General features: G+C 65.8%; 15 protein-coding genes. 7 read left to right on the plus strand and 8 right to left on the minus strand.

Features of this window, described 5'->3' with window-relative positions:
- Positions 1–273 precede the first annotated feature (273 nt).
- Positions 274–1,689, plus strand: coding sequence for an MFS transporter (locus MBA17_RS07110; RefSeq protein WP_238495479.1), 1,416 nt, complete (start codon positions 274–276; stop codon positions 1,687–1,689).
- Between the two features lie 26 nt (positions 1,690–1,715).
- Here MBA17_RS07110 and MBA17_RS07115 read toward each other — a convergent pair whose 3' ends face one another.
- Positions 1,716–3,329 carry an MFS transporter gene (locus MBA17_RS07115; RefSeq protein WP_238495480.1) on the minus strand — a complete coding sequence of 538 codons (1,614 nt, stop codon included), beginning with the start codon at positions 3,327–3,329 and terminating at the stop codon, positions 1,716–1,718.
- Between the two features lie 81 nt (positions 3,330–3,410).
- Positions 3,411–4,172, minus strand: coding sequence for an SDR family oxidoreductase (locus MBA17_RS07120; protein WP_238495481.1), 762 nt, complete (start codon positions 4,170–4,172; stop codon positions 3,411–3,413).
- A 503-nt stretch (positions 4,173–4,675) separates the two neighbouring features.
- Here MBA17_RS07120 and MBA17_RS07125 point away from each other — a divergent pair.
- The 3 genes from MBA17_RS07125 to MBA17_RS07135 are packed head-to-tail and all read left to right on the plus strand — an operon-like array spanning position 4,676 to position 6,276.
- Positions 4,676–4,891, plus strand: a complete 216-nt coding sequence (locus MBA17_RS07125; RefSeq protein WP_238495482.1) for a hypothetical protein — start codon at positions 4,676–4,678, stop codon at positions 4,889–4,891.
- 35 nt (positions 4,892–4,926) lie between these two features.
- On the plus strand, positions 4,927–6,072 hold the full coding sequence (locus tag MBA17_RS07130; RefSeq protein ID WP_238495483.1) for a hypothetical protein: 1,146 nt from the start codon (positions 4,927–4,929) through the stop codon (positions 6,070–6,072).
- An 18-nt stretch (positions 6,073–6,090) separates the two neighbouring features.
- Complete coding sequence (locus MBA17_RS07135; RefSeq protein WP_274385023.1) at positions 6,091–6,276, plus strand: hypothetical protein; 186 nt, start codon at positions 6,091–6,093, stop codon at positions 6,274–6,276.
- A 720-nt stretch (positions 6,277–6,996) separates the two neighbouring features.
- Here MBA17_RS07135 and MBA17_RS07140 read toward each other — a convergent pair.
- On the minus strand, positions 6,997–7,734 hold the full coding sequence (locus MBA17_RS07140; protein ID WP_238495484.1) for an aminoglycoside phosphotransferase family protein: 738 nt from the start codon (positions 7,732–7,734) through the stop codon (positions 6,997–6,999).
- Between the two features lie 317 nt (positions 7,735–8,051).
- Positions 8,052–8,777: a dienelactone hydrolase family protein gene (locus tag MBA17_RS07145; protein ID WP_238495485.1), complete on the minus strand. Its 726-nt coding sequence runs from the start codon at positions 8,775–8,777 to the stop codon at positions 8,052–8,054.
- Positions 8,778–9,188: 411 nt separating this feature from the next.
- Here MBA17_RS07145 and MBA17_RS07150 point away from each other — a divergent pair, with 411 nt between their 5' ends.
- The 3 genes from MBA17_RS07150 to MBA17_RS07160 all read left to right on the plus strand — a co-directional run bounded on the left by MBA17_RS07150 (position 9,189) and on the right by MBA17_RS07160 (position 11,577).
- Complete coding sequence (locus tag MBA17_RS07150; protein ID WP_238495486.1) at positions 9,189–9,398, plus strand: DUF4180 domain-containing protein; 210 nt, start codon at positions 9,189–9,191, stop codon at positions 9,396–9,398.
- On the plus strand, positions 9,395–10,234 hold the full coding sequence (locus MBA17_RS07155) for an alpha/beta fold hydrolase (protein WP_238495487.1): 840 nt from the start codon (positions 9,395–9,397) through the stop codon (positions 10,232–10,234). Before MBA17_RS07150 ends, MBA17_RS07155 begins: the two co-directional genes overlap by 4 nt.
- Before the next feature lie 872 nt (positions 10,235–11,106).
- Positions 11,107–11,577 carry a hypothetical protein gene (locus MBA17_RS07160; protein ID WP_238495488.1) on the plus strand — a complete coding sequence of 157 codons (471 nt, stop codon included), beginning with the start codon at positions 11,107–11,109 and terminating at the stop codon, positions 11,575–11,577.
- A 284-nt stretch (positions 11,578–11,861) separates the two neighbouring features.
- Here MBA17_RS07160 and MBA17_RS07165 read toward each other — a convergent pair whose 3' ends face one another.
- From MBA17_RS07165 to MBA17_RS50260, 4 genes are all read right to left on the minus strand, one after another.
- Positions 11,862–12,341 carry a hypothetical protein gene (locus MBA17_RS07165; RefSeq protein ID WP_238495489.1) on the minus strand — a complete coding sequence of 160 codons (480 nt, stop codon included), beginning with the start codon at positions 12,339–12,341 and terminating at the stop codon, positions 11,862–11,864.
- Between the two features lie 361 nt (positions 12,342–12,702).
- Positions 12,703–13,068, minus strand: coding sequence for a hypothetical protein (locus MBA17_RS07170; protein WP_238495490.1), 366 nt, complete (start codon positions 13,066–13,068; stop codon positions 12,703–12,705).
- A 38-nt stretch (positions 13,069–13,106) separates the two neighbouring features.
- Complete coding sequence (locus MBA17_RS07175) at positions 13,107–13,487, minus strand: transposase (RefSeq protein ID WP_238495491.1); 381 nt, start codon at positions 13,485–13,487, stop codon at positions 13,107–13,109.
- Positions 13,394–13,627, minus strand: coding sequence for a transposase (locus MBA17_RS50260; protein WP_455432715.1), 234 nt, complete (start codon positions 13,625–13,627; stop codon positions 13,394–13,396). The genes MBA17_RS07175 and MBA17_RS50260 overlap by 94 nt, the downstream gene beginning before the upstream one ends.
- Between the last annotated feature and the right edge of the window lie 122 nt (positions 13,628–13,749).

Raw genomic sequence — 13,749 nt, forward strand, 5'->3', positions numbered from 1 at the left:
CGTCAATGCCCATGGACGCGGAGTTGGCCGTGTGGCGCTCGCGGGGGAGCGCCGCTTACGACCAGGAGGAACCGCCATGGTGATGACCAGAGCAACGACGAGCAGCGCCTCGATTCGACGAACGACCAGTGAGGAGAGAGCAATGACCAAAGTCATATTGGAGTGGAGAATGTCGCTGGACGGCTGGATGTTCGAAGGCCGGTCAGAGTGACGACTCCACCGGTCCCGGATCTCCCGGCACCGGTTCGGCTGAACGAACCGGCCGGGCGGTGGGTGCTGGTCGTCACTGCCGTCGGCTCCGGGCTGGTGCTGCTCGAGGCGACGGTAGTCAATGTGGCGTTGCCGGCGCTCGAGCGAAACCTGGACGCGTCGTTGGCCGGCCTGCAGTGGACCGTCAATGCGTTCACGCTCACCCTGTCCGCGCTGATCTTGCTGGGTGGCGGCTTGGGCGACCGTTTCGGTCGCCGACGCGTGTACCTGGTGGGGCTGGCGTGGTTCGCGGTCGCTTCCTTGCTGTGCGGCATGGCGCCGACCCTGGAGTGGTTGATCGTTGGTCGCGCCTTGCAGGGCATCGGTGGTGCCCTGGTCGTGCCGGGTTCGCTCGCCCTCATCCAGTCGTCGTTTCACCCTGATGATCGAGCGCGGGCGATCGGCTGGTGGTCGGGAATGAGCGGGATGGCCGGCGCCGCGGGGCCGCTGCTCGGTGGGGCGCTGGTGGATGCGGCGGGGTGGCGATGGGTGTTTTTGATCAACGTGCCGGTCGCCGCAGTGCTCGCCCTGCTGCTGGTCGCCCATGTGCCGGAAAGTCGTGGCAGCGAGCAATCCGGCCGGTTCGATGTGGCCGGGGCGGTACTGGCGGCGGTCGGCCTCGGCGCGATGACCTTCGCGTTGATCCAGGCCGCCGATGACCCTGGCGCGGCGACGTTCGCCGGCTGCCTCGGGCTGGTGGCCTCGCTGATCTTCGTGCGGATCGAACGGCGTAGCCGTACACCCATCCTCCCGCTCGGGCTGTTCGCCGCACGCCCGTTCAGCGTCGCCAACCTCGCCGGCTTCTTCCTGTACGGCGGGCTCGCCGGGCTGTTCTTCCTGATGCCGATCCAACTGCAGGTCACCTCCGGATACAGCACGCTGGCAACCGGACTGGCGCTGCTCCCTCTCACCGTGCTGACGCTTGTCCTGTCCGCCTGGGGCGGAGCTCTCACCACGCGGATCGGTCCCCGTGTGCCTCTGGTCGCGGGTGCTCTCATCTGCGGGCTCGCGCTCCTCCTCGCAACCCGGATCGGCCCCGATGCCTCCTACCTGGCCGACGTCCTTCCTGTGGTCGGCCTCATCGGAGTCGGCATCCCGCTGATCACACCGCCCATCACCGCTACCGTCCTCGGTGCAGTTCCCGACGCGCGTGCCGGCACGGCGAGCGCGGTCAGCAACGGGGTCGCCAGGGCCGCCGGCCTGATCGTCGTCGCCGCCCTGCCCCTTCTGGCGGGTCTACCGCAAGACGCCGCGAACAACTCCGCCGCCCTCGACCGTGGGTTCGATGTCGGCATGCTGATCTGCGGGGGCCTGTTCATCCTCGGCGGCCTCATTGTCTGGTTCGGTTTACCCCACCCGCAGGCGTCCCCGCCGAGCAGATATGCCGCCACCATGAGACCGGCTGTCCACAACTCGAAATTTCACAGCGGCCCGCAGTAAGCGATGGCGATTCCTGCCGATCCCACTCAGGCCGGCTGTTCTTCTCGGCTTGAACCGTCGACCTTGAGGGGGATCGCCTCGGTGGTCTCCTCGGGCTGCGCCGCGGCCGCGTTGGTGGGGGCCACGTGGCGGAGCATGGTGAGAGCGAGGATCGTGAGTGCGATGACCAGTATCGCTCCGATGAAGGCGACGACGTTGAGGCCGGATACGAAGGCATCACGGGCGGGTGTGATGATCTGGTCGGCCATCGATCCGGGCAGGTCACGGGTGGCGTCCAGGGCCCGGGCGAGGGTGTCGCGGCTGGCGTTGGCCACCTCGGCCGGGGTGTCGGCGGGGAGTTCGTCGGCGACGCCGTTGCGGTAGACGGTGGTGCCGAGGCTGCCCAGGGCTGCGATGCCGACCGCGAGGCCCAAGTCGCTGCTGGTCTGCTGCAGGGCGGAGGCGGCACCGGCCTTCTCGGGGGGCGCGGAGCCGACGATGAGCGAGACGCTCAGACCCATCACGGGGCCGATGCCGGTGTAGATGAAGCTGAAGCCGATGATGACGTAGGCCAGTCCGTTGTCGCCGGCGTCGGCCTGGGTGAGGGTGAGGTAGCCGATGGCGGAAAGGACCAGTCCGACGGCGGTGACGTTGCCGGGGCGAAACCGGCGGGCCGCGATCGGGGCGAGCATCGATGAGGCGATCAGGAGCCCTGCGGCGGGCAGCAGCCACAGGCCCGCCTTCAGCGGCGAGAGTCCGGCGACCATCTGCAGGTACTGGGTGACGAAGAGGTAGATGCCGCCCATGGCGACGGCGGCGAAGAGCATCACGCCGAGGGCGACGCTGAAGGCGCGACTGCGGAACAGGCTCAGGTCCAGCATCGGGTTCTCGAGCCGTAGTTGGCGGCGGGTGAAGACGATGCCGAAGACCAGACCGACCACCAGGGCGATCAGGGGCGCGCTCTGCACACCGTGCTTGGCGATCTCCTTGACGCCGTAGACGGCGGGCAGGATGGCGGCGAGGGACAGGACGACGCTGAGCAGATCGATCCGGCCTGCGTTCTCGTCCTTGTACTCGGGCAGCAGCAGCGGTCCGGTGATCAGCAGCAGAGCCATCACGGGGATGGCGAGGAGGAAGACCGAGCCCCACCAGAACGCCTCCAGCATGGCTCCGCCGACGACCGGGCCGAGTGCGATACCCACGGAGAAGCTGGCGGCCCAGATCCCGATGGCGGTGCCCCGCTGCTTGGAGTCCTGGAACATGTTGCTGATCAGGGCAAGCGTGGAAGGCATGAGGGTCGCGCCCGCGATGCCGAGCAGAGCCCGGGCGACGATCAACATCTCGGGGCTGCTGGCGTAGGCGGCGAGCAGCGAGGCGGCGCCGAAGGCCAGCCCACCGCCGAGCAGCAGCTTGCGCCGGCCGATACGGTCGCCCAGGGTACCCGCGGTGACCAGGAACCCGGCGATCATGAAGGCGTAGACATCGATGATCCACAGCATCTGGGTGCTGCTGGGTGCAAGCGCCGCTCCCAGGTGCGGCACCGCCAGATGCAGGAGGGTCACGTCCAGCGACAGCAGGATGCTGGGCAAGGCCAGCATCGCGAGCCCGGCCCACTCCCGCCGACCGGCTCTCGTACTGCCCACGGCACTACTCGAAGTCATGTGTCTGACCTTTCGGTTCGTCTGTTCATGGGCAGCCGCCCGCCCATGGGCGGGGCGGCTGCCGAGGAAGCGGGGGTTACCTCAGTGAGCGCTGCTTAGGCCCTGGGCGAAGCCGCCGTCGACCGGGAATTCGGCGTTGGTGGTAAAGGTCGCGTCGGCAGCCAGGAAGAGAGCGGCCGCGGCGACCTCCTCGACGGTGCCGTTGCGCTTCAGCGGAGTGGTCTCGCTGCCCTGCCGCTCGAACTCGCGGCGTTCTTCCTCGGTCAGCCCGGCGACGCCCATGGTCGGGGTCTTGATGTAACCGGGGGCGATGGAGTTGACGCGGATCTTGCGAGGCAGGAACTCGGCCGCGAGGACGTGGGCGATCGCGCGCACCGCTTCCTTGGAGCCGGAGTAGGCGCTCAAGCCGGGGAAGATCAGATCGTTGGCAACGGTGGTGAAGACGAGCGCCCCACCATCGTTGATCAGCGGTGACAGGCTCTGCACCGTGAAGAAGGCGCCCTTGGCGTTGACGGCGAAGTGCCGGTCCCAGGAAGCCTCGGTGACCTCCTCAAGCGTCTGCACCTCGGCGATACCGTGGTTGACGAAGAGGTAATCGATCCGGCCGAGCCTGTCCTGCACGGTGTCGGCGAGGGCACGGATGTCGGCCATGCTCGCCGCGTCGGAGCGTACGACGTGCGAGGAGTCCGGCTCAAGCTCGGTGCGCGCCTCCTCGATCTTCGTCTCATTGCGACCCGTGAGGACGACCTCGGCCCCGCCGTCCAGGAGCGCCTTGACAATGGCCAGGCCCATTCCGTGGGTACCGCCCGTCACGACGGCCTTCTTGCCTGCGAACTTGCTCATCATTGACTCCCTGGTCAGACAGTGTGCGAGGTGCGTGTGGCGCACCGGTTCCCACCGGCACACAGAGAGTGCTGGCCTGGACTCGCGGTCTTCTGTCGGTCTGCTTGCGGTGCGCTGACACGCCCGGCAAAGACCACGTGGCCGTACGGTGAGTCCAGGCGTTTCGGGGGTATTGGGTCCGCTTAGCGTCTGGTCGACGGACGGTGAAGGCTTGGGAATCGAAGGTGCGCTCACTGCTCGCGGCTTTGCTGACGGCTCGGGGCAGGTGGTCTCCGCAGTCCGAGGCCCGCCTGGAGTTGGGCGACCACGGTCTTCTTCAAGCCGGTCAAACGCTTCGAACTCTCCCGCGACACCCTCTAAAAGCCGCCTTGCCCGTATTGCATGCATGTGCGATACGGGAGAGTATGCGGTTGTCAGCCGATCGATCTTGGTGTCGATGGGAGTGATTGGCGAGTGGCCCTTGCCGATGCCCTCACAGGAGAATCGACCGCGAACCCGCATATGTGGGCGCCGGCGACAAGGCCCAGAGCCTCGTCTTCCCCCGCCCGGCCGAGAAGCATGGCACCTGGTCCTGGCTACGCCCCGCGCAGGGTCAGGCCCCCTGGACGCCGTACGAGCTGACCCCCGCACTGCCGGACGCGCAATTCTTCGACAGCCCCGCCACGCTCGAAGACGGCATGCTCCGCCTGCTCACCGAACCACCAGAGCAAGAGCACTAGCCCTCACCCCATCCCCCGCGAGGAGGCCCTTACCGATGCCTGATGCCCCCCTGCTGCATTACAGCGCCAGCACCGCCCCCCTCCAGGCAGGCAGCCCCGACAACCCCGCCGCCAACACCATCGACATCACCATCGCCAGCCCGGCCGGCCGGAACATCTACTGCAACAAGATCGAAGTCGCCGTCCCGATCAGCAAACCGGGCGACGAAGGCGCGTACTTCACCGAGCAACCGACAGCCACGATCGCCGGCAAATGGAGCCCCGCGTCCGCCCAGATGAAGACCGGGCGGGAACTCGGCCTCGCCTCTGACGCGAACTACTACCACTTCCCCTTCAACGCCCCGCCCATACCCGGATTCGACCTCATCGACGAACCGCTGAAAATCACCGTCAGCGGCAACCTCGCCGCCACCCCCGGCAGCGTCCTCACCTGCCTGGTCACCGAGAACTCCGGCACGACCAGCGGCCACTACACCCTAAAGGAGACGCAGGAATTGACCTGGGACACCGCAGAGCCCGTTTTCTACCTGCACAACTTCATGGCCACCGCCCCGGACAAGCCGACCATCCCCAGAACGAAGTTCAACTCCGGTGACCACGTCCGCTTCACCTGGGAAAGCAACGGCACCTCCTTCAAGTTGTATGACGGCGACGGCACGCTCGTCTACGAGGGCACCGACACTTTCTGCGTCATCCCGAAGGACGAAGACAAGGATTACAAGATCGTCAGCGACACCACCTTCACCCTTCAGGCGTCCCAGACCTCCGGCACGCAGGAATCCGGTTACCGGTGCGCCACCATCACCATCACCATCAACAACCCAACCCTCAGCGACCTCACCGTCGCGAACAACCTCGAAGCAAGCGACGCTTGTATCACGGGCCACCTCGAAGCGAACACCACGCACAACACGGGCAGCTTCACGACCGACAGCACTCTGACCGCCGGTGGCAGCGCTACCTTAGAAGGAGGGCTGACCGTGCTGGATCAGCAACAGGTCGTAATGGCAGCAACCGCGGGTGGCATCAACTTCGACCAAAATATCCTCGCGAACTTGGTTCATGCACACTCGCTGATTGTTGCCGTCACCTCCCCTGGAAATTGGGCGATGACAGCCGACGCATACAGTGGAGTCAGGCTGTGTGAGCAGCCGACCATCGACGACAACTACCAGCCATAAATGGATTGGTGCGCCTAATTGCGCGTCGCCGCCGCCTACGAGCGCCGCGCGCTCGGCGTTGGCTCGCACCGGCCTTTCGACCAGCGGGGACGCTTCCTGCCCGAGCACACCACCGCCGTCAGCCTGCCGGACCGGCTTCTGCATCACAGCATCGTCGTGGTCACTCGAGACCGAGTCCTTCCGAGGGGTTTCCTCGAGCCGTGATGAGTCCGGCGGTCGTACTGTCCGTGGTGACATCGTGCTCGCGGTTACGGGTGTCACGGCGGATGAACTCGGTCATGGAGCGATGGGGTGCGGTCATGCCGCCGCGATCTGCTGGACCGTTGCCTGATCTGGAACGAGCGTCACCTGCGGCATGCCCTGCGCGAGTACGAACAGTTCTACAACCAGCACCGAGCCCATCAGGCCCTGGACCAAGCGGCCCCGCTGCGCGTCGTGCCGGGGCCGATCACCGATCCAGGGCGAATAGCCGCCCTGAACATACGCCGGAGAGACCGGCTCGGCGGAATCCTCAGCACGTACTCACATGCCGCTTGACCTGCACGGACGAGATTGTCGGCAGGCGCACTCTCATGTGCACCGCCAGACGGCTGCGGCCGGCAGATTGTTCGGGCCGCGCGTCGTACCGCCGATGGTGTCGTCGTCCCCGATCGTCGTGACGGAGGCGGCATCACCGAGCTGGCCCACCAGCGTTCCGTACCGCCAGACCTGGAACGGCGTGGACGTCAGGGAGGGGCGCGACAACGAACGCGGCGACGACCAGCATCGCCGCCATCACGATTCTGCCTGTCATGGCTACAGTCGATCGTGATCGACTACGGGGGCATCTCCCCGAATGCTCAGGAGCCGAAAGCGCGCCGGCAGCTGGTCGGCGAAGGTTTTCACCCCTACGGCAGTCAGGGCGTAGATGAGGTCGGCGGTGCCTCACAGCCGGGATCTCAGCACGTCGACCTCGCAGCCTGGCGCAGACGGGTCGAAGCCGTGCTCGACCAGCCAGCGGATCACCCGCAGGCTTCGCAGCGACCACCACGCGCGGATCACGTCGAGGTCGACGTCGGTACCGTAGCCGGCGACGACGTCGCCAAGGTGCTCCTCGTGTCCGAGCGTCAAGGTGGCGAGGTCGAACAGGGCATCGCCCCGGCTCGCCTCGGACCAGTCGATCACACCGGTGATCTCGTCACCGTCGACGAACACGTGGCTGATCTGCAGGTCGCCGTGCGTGAACACCGGTGTCCACGGCCGGAGCGCCGCCTCGGCAACCCGGCGGTTGTGCGTGACCAGGTCGGTGGGAAGGACGTCGTTCGTGACGAGCCACTCGCATTCGCCGTCGAGGTGCGATGCGATCTCGTCGAGGCTCCGACCGGGCCATGGCGGCAGTGGCGCGTCGTGCAGCATCCGTGCGGCGGCACCCGCCGCGGCCCACGCCGCTGACGACGCGGTCGACGGCTCGCCGAGGCGGCCGAGCGCCGTACCTGGGAGGGCGGCGAGCGCGAGCACGGGCGGCTTCCGCCACAGGACCTCCGGAGTCGGGATCGGCGCCATGGCCATGGCCTCGACCTCGACGTCGGTGCGCGTCTGATCGGCGTCGATCTTCAGGAACACGTCACCGACGCGCAAGGTCGCGCGCTCGTGATGGGCGACGACGACCTCGACCTTTTCCACGTCGGCGATTATCGCGGGGATGACCACCGACGTCACCGGGTTTATCGCGTGCGACCGCGCGGCTGACCGCGTCCCGCTGCCCGGCGGCCTCGTGCACGACACCGACCACTGACGGATCGAGCAGCGAGGTATTTTCCAATCTGAAGGCGCTGGTCGGATCCCCCGGCTTACCGACTCCTACCGCCTTGCCCAAACCCGAGCCAGAGCCGAACAAGCCAGCTGACCACACTCACAGGGGTGGGACCGGGATACGCCAAAACCTGCCGTGGTGACCGGTAAGCGCTGGTCAGCGGGTGGCCAAGCTTGGACTGACCAGATCACTCCGTCACGGGCAGGCACTCGGCGAGCAGGTCGACGACGTCGCGCCAGGCTCGCTGCGCGTGCCGTGGGTGGTAGCCGACGCCGGGGAGCACGGTCTGGTCGACCGGCGGGTGGTGGAAGGCGTGCAAGGCGCCGCCGTAGACCACGAGGCGCCAGTCGACGCCCGCGGCCTGCATCTCGGCGGTGAACGCGTCCCGTTGCGCGGGCGGCATGATCGGGTCTTCCGACCCGACCCCGGCCCACACCGGGCAGCGAATGCGCGCCGCCTCGCCCGGTCTGCCCGTGATCAGTGCGTTGACTGTCCCGATCGCGCGCAAGTTGACGCCGTCGCGCCCGAGTTCCAGCACGATTGCGCCCCCGGTGCCGTAGCCGACGGCGGCGATCCGATCGGGGTCGGTCCGCGGTTCGGCTCGCAACACGTCGAGCGCCGCGTGGCCGATGCCCCGCATCCGGTCGGGGTCGGCGAGCAGCGGCATGCAACGGGCCAGCATCTCCTCGGGGTCGGTGAACCAGCGCCCGCCGTGGATGTCGAAGGCCAGGGCCACGTATCCCAGCTCGGCGAGCGCATCGGCTCGGTGGCGGTCGACGTCGCTGAGCCCCGGCCCCTCGGGCCCGACCAGGACCGCGGGCCGGCGGTCGGCACCGGCGGGGAGCGCAAGGTGCCCGATCATCGTTAGGCCGTCGGCCCGGTACTCGACCGTGCGCGTGGTAATCGTCGTCATGAGACCGGACTGTAGTGATCGTCGAGCCCGGTCGGACCGGTGTTTCACCGCTGGCAGAGTTCACCGCTGGCAGAACCGCGCGGGTGTGCCTCTGAAATGCGCGATTGCTGCGAATGGCGCGTTGGCTGGCGCAGAATGCCGGACAGCCGGCTGATGTGGCCGCTGAGGTGCGCCACCGCATCGACACATTGCGCACTGACGGGCCGTTCGACGCCTGGCACGCGACAGCGCTTGTAGGTCTGCGGAGGCGTGGGGCGCTGGGCTGTGTTGATGAGAAGTGACAGCGCTCGTTTTGGTTGCGTGAGACACCGAACTCGGTAGGCAAGAGGATGCCTGGTGATCTCGCGGCGTGACCCCACTTGACCTTGACACGGTGACAAGGCCTTCACTGTCGCCAAGGAGGTGGTCCCAATGCCCATGCTGAAACAGGACGGGGTGGCGGTGCCCGCGGCCCGCCTGGAAGAGCGGTTCTTCTCGCTGGGCTCCCGTTTCGCGGGCGAGCCCATGCAGAAGGTCGTCAACTACCGACTGAAGCCTGCGGTCGGCGGCAAGTCGAACAGATCCGACCACATGTGGTTCGTTCCTGATCTCGACGCGCTACTGGGGGTGCGGTCGTCATGACCATGATCTACAAGTCCGAGGCCGGTGGACGCGAGCTCCGCGACCACTACCGGCAGGTGCTGGACGCCTGGCCGGTTCCCGCCGAACACGTACGGGTGCCGACTCGCGAGGGCGAGACCTTCGTCCTCGCCTCCGGCCCGCAGGACGCGGCGCCCCTGGTGTTGCTGCACGGCTCGGGCGCGAACACGTCGATGTGGCGAGGAGATATCGTCACCTGGTCTCAGCACTTCCGCACGTACGCCGTCGACCTCGTCGGCGAGCCTGGCCTGAGCGCGCCCTCGCGCCCCGCCCTGGACTCCGACGCCTTGTCCCTCTGGCTGGACGACGTACTGGAAGGCCTCGGGGTCACCAACGCCGCGTTCGTCGGCACGTCCCTCGGCGGCTGGACGGTCCTGGACTACGCCATCCGCCGTCCAGAACGAGTGACCCGCCTGGCCCTGATATGCCCCGGCGGCGTGGGACGGCAGAAGGTCGGCTGGATTTTCAAGGCCCTACTGACCCGCCCGTTCCGACGCGGCGGACTGCGCGAGTCGGCGATGGCTGTCGCAGGACTGGACGGGGAGAAGGACCGGCAGGCGCTCGACGCCGTCGTCCTGACGTTCACGCACTTCAACCCGCGCAGGGAGAAGCTCCCGGTATTCCCCGACGACGCGTTGCGCGGCCTCACCATGCCCGTACTCGTCATCGTCGGTGGCGATGACGCCATGTTCGACTCCCACCAGACCGCGCGGCGCGTCCGTGAGTGCATCCCGCACTCGACCGTGAACCTGCTCCCCGGGGTCGGTCACGCCATCTTCGGCCAGGCCGAGCCAATCACCGAGTTCCTCCGGGCCTGAGGTGAAAGCGGCAAGGGCACGTTCTTCCTCGGCCGCCAGTTCGGCCATCCTCTCTGCGTGCTCCCGCGCCCACAGGTCGGTGTAGTTGCCTTCGTACGGGTCGAGTTCACGTTCCGGCTTGGGCTTGGGCGCGAGGGTGAGCCCCGGCAATACGTTGGGGGTGAGCAGGGCGCTGGCGTGCTCGGCGTGCTTGGCGTGGCGCAACTCGGCCAGGAGGGCTTTGCGCCAGGCGAGGAGCTTCATCAGGTTCTTGTTCGGCGTGACGATGATGTCGATGAACGCCTGGACGCCCCGCGCTGCAGCCGCGCGGGACGGCGCGTCGGTGCGCTGGTGGAACTTGTTCACGCTGCACTCCCCCGAGAACGACAGTGTTTATTGGTACGAACCGTAGGGTTCGCGCCAGACGCATATGACATATCATTCGCGCCAATCGCGCGGCTATGGGGGCTACACCGGCTCTTACGAGCGCGCGAGATCCCTTCATCGCCGGTCGCAACCCGCGGGCGGGACGGCCGGGCCGGGACCGCCGCTGCGCGATGACGCGACACCTGCTGCGCGCAGGTCTGCCCCGCTCTCAGCTGGACGTGGGGGCTGATTCTGCGCCCAGACCGGCGCTTTGCAGTATATTCTCTGATGTAATACCAGACGTAATCCTTAGGCGGTATTTTCGTGACGATCTGAGACTCTTTTGGCGCCCCGAATGCTCCCAAGGAAGGCTGTGCGAGTTGCAGAATTTTATGGAACAACTCCCCGCGCTCATCGGTGTCCTACTGGGCGCGGTCGGAACGTACAGCGTTACCGCACTAACTGAACACAAGAGGTGGAAACGGCAGCTTGCCACAAGATGGGACGAGCGGCGCGTAATTGCTTACATGGAATATGCGCATACCATAAAGAAGACTATCTCGATCTGCGTCAAGCTGGCATCCCAGCGAGGCGTGGGCGTCGATCTAAACTTCTTGGCCCCAGAATACTCCGATGCAGACCTAGCTGCGGCAGAGGAAGACCGAACCGTGAACTGGGAGGCAGTGCTGCTTTTCGGTAGCGACGAAGCCATCATCGCCGGAAGGAAGTGGCACGAGTCCGTTTTTCGTTTGGAATTGATTGCCAGCGGGCAAGAGGCGGATCTATCTTGGGATCTTTCCATAAAGGCGACGAGTCGTGCACGCGGGGAATTCTATAAAGTCGTCAAGCGTGAGATCGGCATGAGGGAGACAGGGACGCCCGGAACCTACGATTGGCAGCTCAACACTTTTTTGGGCAAGCGTCCAGGCCCTGAAGCAGCCGAAAGCCTCCCGGCGCATGAAAGTCGGCCCATGCTGGACCGTTCAGGTGATGCGTAGTCCCTCACTCCACTGGCCGAGCGGATCTCGGCAGTGTGAGCACAAGAGATCACCGACCCGCTCCCATTCATGCCGTTACGTACGGCTACGCCATCCCCTTCGTTGTTGCCAGATGCCACCTACGGATGTTTTTGTCGTGGGACATCCGAGCCCGCAACGAGCCCGCACACGACCGCTGGTTGCCCAAGCCATCAGATTCCGAACATATGCGCCACCTCTGCCCACACCAGGTTGTTCGGGCACGCTATGGGCGAGGCGGCCAGGGAGAGGTCGCCGCCGTCACCTCAATCGAAAGGCCAGAACTGAATAATGTAAGATTCCAACTCCTCCCTGATGCTCTCGGGAAAACATCCCTGCGGCATCAATGCCCTGCGGTGCGCTCGGACATGCCATCTCTGTCCGAGCGGGCCGAGCTCGAATGAGTCGTGGTCGTCGTCTCCGAGCATCTCGTCGATGACGATAGAGCCGCTACTGGAATAGAATGACGTGGTTATCTCATCGACTTCGGGAGATTGCTGAGAGTTCGATCCCGGATCGACGTCCCACAGCTCGAACCGGATCCGTACCCGATGCGTGGCATACGCGCTGTTGATCATAAGAAGGTTGTCTGAGCCGGCCAACCAATCACCGGTGACGTCCCTGTCTTCCCATGATTGAGCGAATGGTTTTGCTACGGGATCCTCAACTTCGCCGTCATCGATAATAGTAAACTCGTTGTATTCGACGAGAGTCGAATCATCCATAATCCGGATGATGGCTGCCATTGACGCCCCCGTTTTCGTATCGTGAAACAGGTCTTATTCGCGCTGCTGTCCATTGCAGCCGCGAGTCGGATGGAGGGAAGCTCCACAGGGGAACTCCCCTCCAAGTGTTTGGCACGCCACCCGAACGCACCGCTCCGGCTTCTCGTCCAGCATGTCGATCGCCCGACCGGCCAGCCGACACCCGATCATCACGGAGCAGTCCGTTCCAATGAACCTTTTTCATCCTCACGCGGCCTGGGCGACGCGATGGTATTGAAGGACGGCGATGGCCTTGCACCAGGAGCTTCTTCACGTCACCGGCCGAACACCGGCATCGCGATCATGCTGTGACCAGGGCCCCCGCTCGGGAGGCCGAAAGGGTTCACTGGTGCGCGTCGTCCCGGAATTTGTACCAAGGACCCTCCACATGCAGGACATCGCCCGGCCGGCGCGCGGGGCTCCAGACATAGCCGTAGCCGTCCCCGCCCCAGCCCTTTCCTCGGTAGAAGTAGACCAGGTCGTCCTCCTGCCGGACGAACTCGAACGAGAGGCTTCCGATGCTTTGATCCCTGAGTTCGGCGCCCTCCCCCAGCGTGCGGGCGACCGCCTCCATATTCCCTGCCGAGTGGGCGAAGCGCAGATCTTCAGCCCAGGTCAGGGCCACGACAAGGACGGCGGCCAAGAGCGCCGCTCCCAAGTACGCGGCTCTGCGTAACGCAGGCTTTTCCACGCGGATCGTTTCGGTCATGTGGTCATCTTCACATGTGCTAGAGCAGAACTAAGAGGTCACGCGAGGATGAAAAGGTTCAATGTGCCCATAGCGATCAACGCCGAAGCAGCTCGCCACGATCCGGCACCGCGACACTGCGCCTGTCGAAATCTGTGGCACGTCGCGTGCCCAGGCGAGCAGGCGTCCGGCGTAGCCGCCCACACCAGCGCGATGGTGGAGAACTTCTCCCGCAGCCGGGCCAACAACGGGTGTGCGCCGTCACGGTCTTGAACCGACGCCGCGGTGACGATCACGCACAGGAGCAGTCCGAGTGTGTCGACCGCGATATGCCGCTTCTGCCCCTTCACCTTCTTGCCCCCGTCAAAACCGCAGGCCGCAGCCCCGACGTTCTCGGCCGCCTTGACCGTCTGGGAATCGATGCACCCGGCCGTCGGCAACTCGCCGCCTCGTGTGGCGGGAAGTCGACCGGCAGGGCCCGCCGCTCGATCCCGCACCTGGTCACATAGTTGATCGCGTCCAGCACCGCCCGCAGGTCATGGACCATCGGCCTGCCCGTGGTCGCGACCAGCTCGGCCATCACCGCCCGCGCCTCGCCTTCCAGCACCGCCCACTCGGCATCTGTCAGATCCGACGGATACGACGGCTTGCGGCCATGACATCGGCACCCCGGTGAAGCACAACCACTGGCGCCCACGGACG

Source organism: Dolomitihabitans soli, assembly GCF_022213955.1.
GTDB classification, from domain to species: Bacteria; Actinomycetota; Actinomycetes; order Streptosporangiales; family Streptosporangiaceae; genus Streptosporangium_A; species Streptosporangium_A soli.